The sequence below is a fragment of the Stenotrophomonas sp. AN71 genome (genome assembly GCF_050435725.1).
Taxonomy (GTDB): Bacteria; Pseudomonadota; Gammaproteobacteria; order Xanthomonadales; family Xanthomonadaceae; genus Stenotrophomonas.
In genome coordinates, this window is sequence record NZ_JBNDKU010000017.1 from 45,958 (window position 1) to 52,365 (window position 6,408).

General features: G+C 67.8%; 8 protein-coding genes. 4 read left to right on the forward strand and 4 right to left on the reverse strand.

Annotation, left to right across the window (positions count from 1 at the left end):
* Positions 1–3: 3 nt before the first annotated feature.
* Complete coding sequence (locus tag ABH900_RS19520) at positions 4–579, reverse strand: ferritin-like domain-containing protein (RefSeq protein ID WP_429624843.1); 576 nt, start codon at positions 577–579, stop codon at positions 4–6.
* Positions 580–608: 29 nt separating this feature from the next.
* Positions 609–1,091, reverse strand: a complete 483-nt coding sequence (locus tag ABH900_RS19525; RefSeq protein WP_032127816.1) for a peroxiredoxin — start codon at positions 1,089–1,091, stop codon at positions 609–611.
* Positions 1,092–1,352: 261 nt separating this feature from the next.
* Here ABH900_RS19525 and ABH900_RS19530 point away from each other — a divergent pair, with 261 nt between their 5' ends.
* Positions 1,353–2,246 carry a DnaJ C-terminal domain-containing protein gene (locus tag ABH900_RS19530; RefSeq protein WP_429624845.1) on the forward strand — a complete coding sequence of 298 codons (894 nt, stop codon included), beginning with the start codon at positions 1,353–1,355 and terminating at the stop codon, positions 2,244–2,246.
* A 156-nt stretch (positions 2,247–2,402) separates the two neighbouring features.
* On the opposite strand, the gene pilH is transcribed toward ABH900_RS19530, so the two are convergent.
* The gene (gene pilH / locus ABH900_RS19535) at positions 2,403–2,774 is read right to left on the reverse strand and encodes a twitching motility response regulator PilH (protein WP_005410644.1); all 372 of its coding nucleotides are present in this window, start codon (positions 2,772–2,774) and stop codon (positions 2,403–2,405) included.
* A gap of 88 nt (positions 2,775–2,862) precedes the next feature.
* A complete protein-coding gene (locus ABH900_RS19540) occupies positions 2,863–3,858 on the reverse strand; it encodes a YhdH/YhfP family quinone oxidoreductase (protein ID WP_429624847.1) in 996 nt (331 codons plus the stop codon).
* Between the two features lie 153 nt (positions 3,859–4,011).
* Here ABH900_RS19540 and hflK point away from each other — a divergent pair, with 153 nt between their 5' ends.
* The 3 genes from hflK (at position 4,012) to ABH900_RS19555 (ending at position 6,259) form a co-directional block, all read left to right on the forward strand.
* Positions 4,012–5,145 (forward strand): FtsH protease activity modulator HflK, encoded by a 1,134-nt coding sequence (hflK, locus tag ABH900_RS19545; RefSeq protein WP_429624849.1) that lies wholly within the window; start codon positions 4,012–4,014, stop codon positions 5,143–5,145.
* On the forward strand, positions 5,142–6,005 hold the full coding sequence (gene hflC, locus ABH900_RS19550; protein ID WP_010482785.1) for a protease modulator HflC: 864 nt from the start codon (positions 5,142–5,144) through the stop codon (positions 6,003–6,005). Before hflK ends, hflC begins: the two co-directional genes overlap by 4 nt.
* 68 nt (positions 6,006–6,073) lie before the next feature.
* Complete coding sequence (locus ABH900_RS19555) at positions 6,074–6,259, forward strand: DUF2065 domain-containing protein (protein WP_005410640.1); 186 nt, start codon at positions 6,074–6,076, stop codon at positions 6,257–6,259.
* Positions 6,260–6,408: the final 149 nt, after the last annotated feature.

Sequence of the window (6,408 nt, forward strand, 5' to 3'; positions counted from 1 at the left end):
TCGCTATTCCCCGATCCACCCGTCCAGCAGGTCGGCGAACTCGTCGGCGTGCTCCTCTTCCTGCGCCAGGATCTCCTCGAGGATGCGCTTGGTGGTGGTATCGCGGTCGCCGATGAAGTTGATCATCTCGCGGTAGCTGTCGATGGCGATGCGCTCGGCCACCAGGTTCTCGCGGACCATGTCGCGCAGGTCGCCGCCTTCCTTGTACTCGGCATGCGAACGCGCGGTGAGCGTATCAGGGTTGAAATCGGGCTCGCCGCCGAGCTGGACGATGCGCTCGGCCAGTTTGCCGGCATGTGCCTGTTCCTGCTGGGCATGTTCGAGGAACTCGGCCTTGATCGCATCGGCCAGCATGCCCTTGGCCATGAAGTAGTGCCGGTAATAGCGCAGCACGCACACGTACTCGGTGGCCAATGCATCGTTGAGCAGCTTGATCACCACCTTGCGGTCGGCGCTGTAGCTGTCGGTGATCGCGCCGTCTTCGATGTTGCGCCGGGCGCGGTCACGCAGGGTCCTGCGGTCGCTGATGCCGGGAACCTTCGCGACGGGCTTGCTGGCTTTGGCTGGCTTGCTGGACATGGCTGGCCGTTTCCTCTTGCGGTGGAGAATCAGGTGGGCAGGTGCTCCAGCACGTACTCGGCTGAAGAGACTTCGAACTGGCCGGGCTGTTCGATCCAGGCCGCGCGCACCACGCCATCGACCACGTACAGGGCGAAGCGGCGCGAGCGGATGCCCATGCCCGAGGCGCTGGCATCGAGTTCCAGGCCGAGCGCGCGGGTCAGCTCGGCATTGCCGTCGGACAACATCAGCAGCCCGTCGGGCACGCTCTGGTCGGCGGCCCAGGCCTTCATCACGAACGGGTCATTGACCGCCATGCAGTAGACATCGATACCGCGCTGGCGGAAGGCCTGGAACTTCTCCACGTAGCCGGGCAGGTGGCGTGCCGAGCAGGTCGGAGTGAACGCACCAGGCACGGCGAACAGCACCACCTTGCGCGCGTCGAACAGCGAGTGCGTATCGAGCGTTTCGATGCCCTCACGGATGCGCTTGAGGGTCACTTCCGGAATGCGGTCGCCGACATGGATGGTCATGGGGAACTCCTTGCAGGGGCAGGCTAGTGGCCGGCATGGGACAGGGACGTCAAGACATTGGAAAACCGGTGTGCAGGCTCCATCTTCACGCTTTGCGGCGCGGGCTTCCAGCCACAGCCTGGGGCAAGGGGATGGCAAGCGCATTGCGCAGGATCAGTCGGCCTCACCGGGGCGGCACGGGGGGCGGCGTAACCTCGTCGGCGCGTAGAATGAACCCGGGGCGGCGCCACCGGCGCGGCCGAAGCGAATCGAGGTAGCTGGATGGAATTCAAGGATTACTACGCCACCCTGGGGGTGGAACCGAGCGCGGGTGAGGCGGAGATCAAGACCGCCTACCGCCGGCTGGCACGCAAGTACCACCCGGATGTCAGCAAGGAGGCCGGGGCCGAAGACAAGTTCAAGGCGGTCAATGAGGCCTACGAGGCGCTGCGCGATCCCGAGAAGCGCGCGGCCTACGACCAGTTGCGCGCACAGGGCTACCGCCCGGGCGAGGAATTCAACGTTCCGCCCAACTATGGCGGTGCCGGTGGTTTCAATTTCGAGGAAGTGTTCGGCGGCGGTGGCCCCAACGGTGGCTTCAGCGACTTCTTCGAAAGCCTGTTCGCGCGCCAGCGTGGTGGTGCCGGCGCCGGGCCGGGGCCGGGCTTCAGCAGCCAGGGCCATGCGCCAAACCGGGATACCCGCGCCAAGCTGTCGGTGCCGCTGGAGGCCGCCTACAACGGCGACAGCCTGCGCATCACTGTCAACGGCAAGCAGCTGGACGTGCGCGTGCCCAAGGGCATCCGTCCGGGCCAGGTGATCCGGCTGGCAGGGCAGGGCAACCATGGCGGCAATCTGCTGCTGGAAGTGGAATACGCCGCGCACCCGCAGTTTGAGGTCGATGGTCGCAACATCCTCTACACGCTGCCGGTGACGCCGTGGCAGGCAGCGCTGGGCACCAGCATCAGCGTGCCGACCCTGGGCGGTGCGGTGGAACTGAAGATCCCGGCCGACTCCGATGCCGGCCGCAAGCTGCGCCTGCGCGGGCGTGGCCTGCCGGGCAACCCGGACGGCGATCAGATCGTCGAAATCGAGATCGTGGCCCCGGCCGCGACCGACGAGGCGCAGAAGAAGGCGTACCGCAATCTGGCCAAGGCCTTCGGCGAAACGATCTGAGACCGATTCTGGTGGGTGCGGACCTTGGTCCGCACGCCTTTCGGCCGTTCAATGCGTGCCAACCAAGGTTGGCACCTACCAAGCAACAGCGTGCCAACCAAGGTTGGCACCTACCGGAGCGGTATAGCGGCGACGGTTGGCACGTGCCGGCGCGGCTCAGCCCTGCCCGGCGAACACCCGCTCCAGCACCTCTGACAGCTCGTCTTCCGAGAACGGCTTGGTGATGTAGGCCTTGGCGCCCTGGCGCATGCCCCACATGCGGTCGGTGTCCTGGTCCTTGGTGGTCACCAGGATCACCGGGATGTGCCGGGTCGCCTCGTCGCGGGCCAGGGTGCGGGTGGCCTGGAAACCATTGAGATTGGGCATCACCACGTCCATCAGGACCAGGTCGGGCAGCTCGGCCTTGGCGGTTTCGACCCCGGCGGCACCATCGGTGGCGGTCAGGATCTGGTGCCCGAGTTTCTCGACGATGCGCTGTATCCCCAACAGCTGCGACGGTGAGTCGTCGACGATCAGAATGCGTGCCATGTTGTTCCCCATGTAATGCCCGCAGTGTAGTGCGGGCTCATTACCGGCGGGAGGGCCGTGGTTGCCGTCCGTCGCCTGCCTGCGACGTTCAGTCGATCCGCACCACGGTGCGCCCCAGCGAACCACCGCCGAGCATCCGTTCGAACACGGCCTGCAGGCCGTCCAGGCCGACTTCGGCGGTGCAGATGCGCTCAAGGTGCTGCGGCTTCCATTCGTTGCCCAGGCGCGACCACACCTCCTCGCGCAGCCCACGCGGCGCGCTGGCCGAGGACACGCCAAGCAGTGACACGCCACGCAGGATGAACGGCATCACCGTCATGTCCAGCTTCGGGCTGGCGGCCAGGCCGGCACTGACCACGCTGCCGTAGGGCACGGTCTGCGCCAGCAGGCTGGCCAGCATGTCGCCGCCGGCATTGTCGAGACCACCGCCGAAGCGTGCTGACTGCAGTGGGCCGGTATCGGCCAGCGCCTCGCGCGGCAGGACCTCGCTGGCGCCGATTCCGCGCAGGAAATCGGCCTGTTCGGGTTTGCCGCTGACCGCGTGGACCGTGTAGCCGGCACGGCTGAAGATCGACAGCGCCAGCGCACCGACGCCGCCACTGGCACCGGTGACCGCCAGTGGACCGAGCTCCGGCGTCTGTCGGTTGTCCTGCAGGCGCAGCAGCGCCAGCGCTGCGGTGAAGCCCGCGGTCCCCAGCACCATCGCCTCGCGTGGGCTCAGCCCGGCCGGTTGGGCGATGACCGCGCTCGACTCCAGCCGCACGTACTGGCTGTAGCCGCCGTCGCGGGTCTCGCTGAGGCCGCAGCCGGTGGCCAGCACCGCATCGCCTTCACGCCAGGCCGGGTCGGTGCTGGCGACCACGGTACCGGCCACGTCGATGCCGCCCACCAGCGGGAAGCGGCGCAGGATCCGGCCCTTGCCGGTGCCGGCCAGGGCGTCCTTGTAGTTGACCGAGGACCATTGGGCGCGGATCAGCACCTGGCCGGGATTGAGGTCGTCCAGGTCCAGCTGGGCCAGCCCGCTGCGGTAGCCGGCGGCGTCGTTTTCAATGCGGAAGGCGGTGAACGGGGTGGTGGGGGCCATCGGCGTTGCCTGACTTCGAGGAAAACGCCACCTTACCCCGTTGCCCCCCTTTCGATCCTGCCGATCCGCCCCATCTTGTATGATCGGTGATGGTTTCACGGCTGGCGGTGTGGGAAGGGCCCGCGCCGCAGCCCAAATCTTGATGGAGCGTGCATGGCCTGGAATACACCCGGCGGCAACAAGGGCGGACAAGGCCCCGAGGACAATCGACGCGGGCCGTTCGGGTCGCGCGGCGGTGGCAATGGTGGTGGCTGGGGCGGTTTGCCCGGGCCGCTGAAGGACCTGTTCGATGGTGGCATCGTGCGTTGGGTGGTCGCGGCTGCGGTGCTGCTGGTGTTGTTCTCCAGCTTCCAGCTGATCGGCGAACAGCAGCGTGGCGTGGTGCTGCGCTTCGGCCAGTTCTCGCGCATCCTGACCCCCGGCCCGAACTTCAAGCTGCCCTGGCCGATCGAATCGGTCACCAAGGTCAACGCCACCGAGATCAAGACCTTCTCGATCCAGGTGCCGGTGCTGACCCGTGACGAGAACATCGTCAACGTCTCGCTGAACGTCCAGTACCGCATCGACGACCCGCAGCAGTATCTGTTCGGCACGGTGGACGCCAACCAGGTGCTGGAGCAGTCGGCGCAGAGTGCGGTGCGCGAGGAAGTCGGCCGCGCCGATCTCAATGCGGTGCTGAACAACCGTGGCCCGTTGGCCGTGGCGGCCGAGGAGCGCCTGCAGGCGCTGCTGAAGGCGTTCAAGACCGGCCTGACCGTGACCGGCCTGACCCTGCAGGACGCCCGTCCGCCGGAAGAGGTGAAGCCGGCCTTCGATGAGGTCAACGGCGCCCAGCAGGTCAAGGAGCGCCTGATCAACGAAGCCCAGGCCTACGCCGCCAAGGTCGTGCCGGAAGCTCGAGGCCAGGCCTCGCGTGCCCGCACCACCGCCGAGGGCTACAAGCAGGCCGTGGTGTCCAAGGCCGAGGGTGACGCGCAGCGCTTCAGCCTGTTGCAGGTCCAGTACAAGGACGCCCCGGAAGTGACCCGCAAGCGCCTGTGGCTGGAGACCGTGCAGCAGGTGCTGAGCGAGAACCGCAAGGTGATCGGCGGCGATGGCCGCCAGCTGATCTACGTGCCGATGACCGGCGATACCCGTCCCACCACGTCGGCCCCGCCCGGCGTAACGAACCCGGAGGTGGTGATGCCGTCGCTGCCGGGTACGGCGGTGGAACAGTCCCGTGATCCGGGCCGGCCGGTAGGCCGCCCGACCGGGCGACCGAGCGGCCGTGAGGAGGGCAGCCGATGAAGAGTCCTATCTGGATCGCCGTGATCGTGGCGGTGGTGCTGGGCCTGCTCGGCTCGGTGTACGTGGTCCGTGAGGACCAGACCGCCATGGTGCTGAACCTGGGCAAGGTGGTGCGTTCGGACATCAAGCCGGGCCTGCACTTCAAGGTGCCGGTGGTGGAAACGGTGAAGGTCTTCGACCGTCGCTTCCAGGTGCTCGACACCGCGCCGGCGCGCTACTTCACCGCCGAGCAGAAGGACGTCAGCGTCGACTTCTTCGCCATCGGCTACATCTCCAACGTGGGTGACTACTTCCGTGCCACCGGCGGCGATCCTCGCATCGCCAATGCGCGCCTGGCGCCGATCATCACCGACTCACTGCGCAACCAGATCAACTCGCGCACCCTGCAGCAGCTGGTGTCCGGCGACCGCAGCGAGCTGATCGCCGAGCAGCTGAAGGGGATCAATGAAGCGGTAGCCGGTCTGGGCATGCAGATGATCGACCTGCGCATCAAGCAGGTGGACCTGCCGACCGACAGCCAGGTGATCAACGATGTGTACGAGCGCATGCGCGCCCAGCGCAAGCAGGAAGCCGCCAAGCTGCGTGCAGAGGGTGAGGAGCAGTCGCTGACCATCCGCGCCCAGGCCGACCGTGACAGCACCGTGCTGATCGCCGAAGCCGAGCGTGATGCCCAGCGTCTGCGCGGTGAAGGCGATGCCGACGCGGCCCGCATCTACGGCAAGGCCGGTTCCGCCGACCCGTCGTTCTACGCGTTCTACCGCAGCCTGGAGGCCTACCGTGGCTCCATGACCGACGGCAACGGCGTGATCGTGCTGGACAAGAACGACCCGTTCCTGCAGTACCTGAAGAACGACCGCTGAGGTCGCAGGGCAGTACCCCACGGGGCCCGGCCAGATGCCGGGCCCCGTGTTTTTTCCGGAGTCCCCCCATGAAAGATCTGTTCGCGGCCGTCTGCCTGGTGGCGGTGCTGGAAGGCCTGTTCCTGTTCGTCGCACCGTTTGCCTGGAAGCGCATGGCCGAGCGCCTGCTGGACCTGCCGAGCCCGGCGCTGCGCAGCTTCGGCGGGCTGGTGCTGCTGGCCGGCCTGAGCCTGCTGTGGTGGGCAAGGCACTGAGAGGGGAGTGCCGGGGGGGGGGGGGGGCCCCGGGGGGGGGCCGCCCCCCCCCCCCCCCCCCCCGGGGGGGGGGGGGGCCGCCGGCCCCCCCCCCCCGCCGCGCCTCCCCGGCCCCCCCCCCCCCCGGCCCCCCCCCGCCCCCCCCCCCC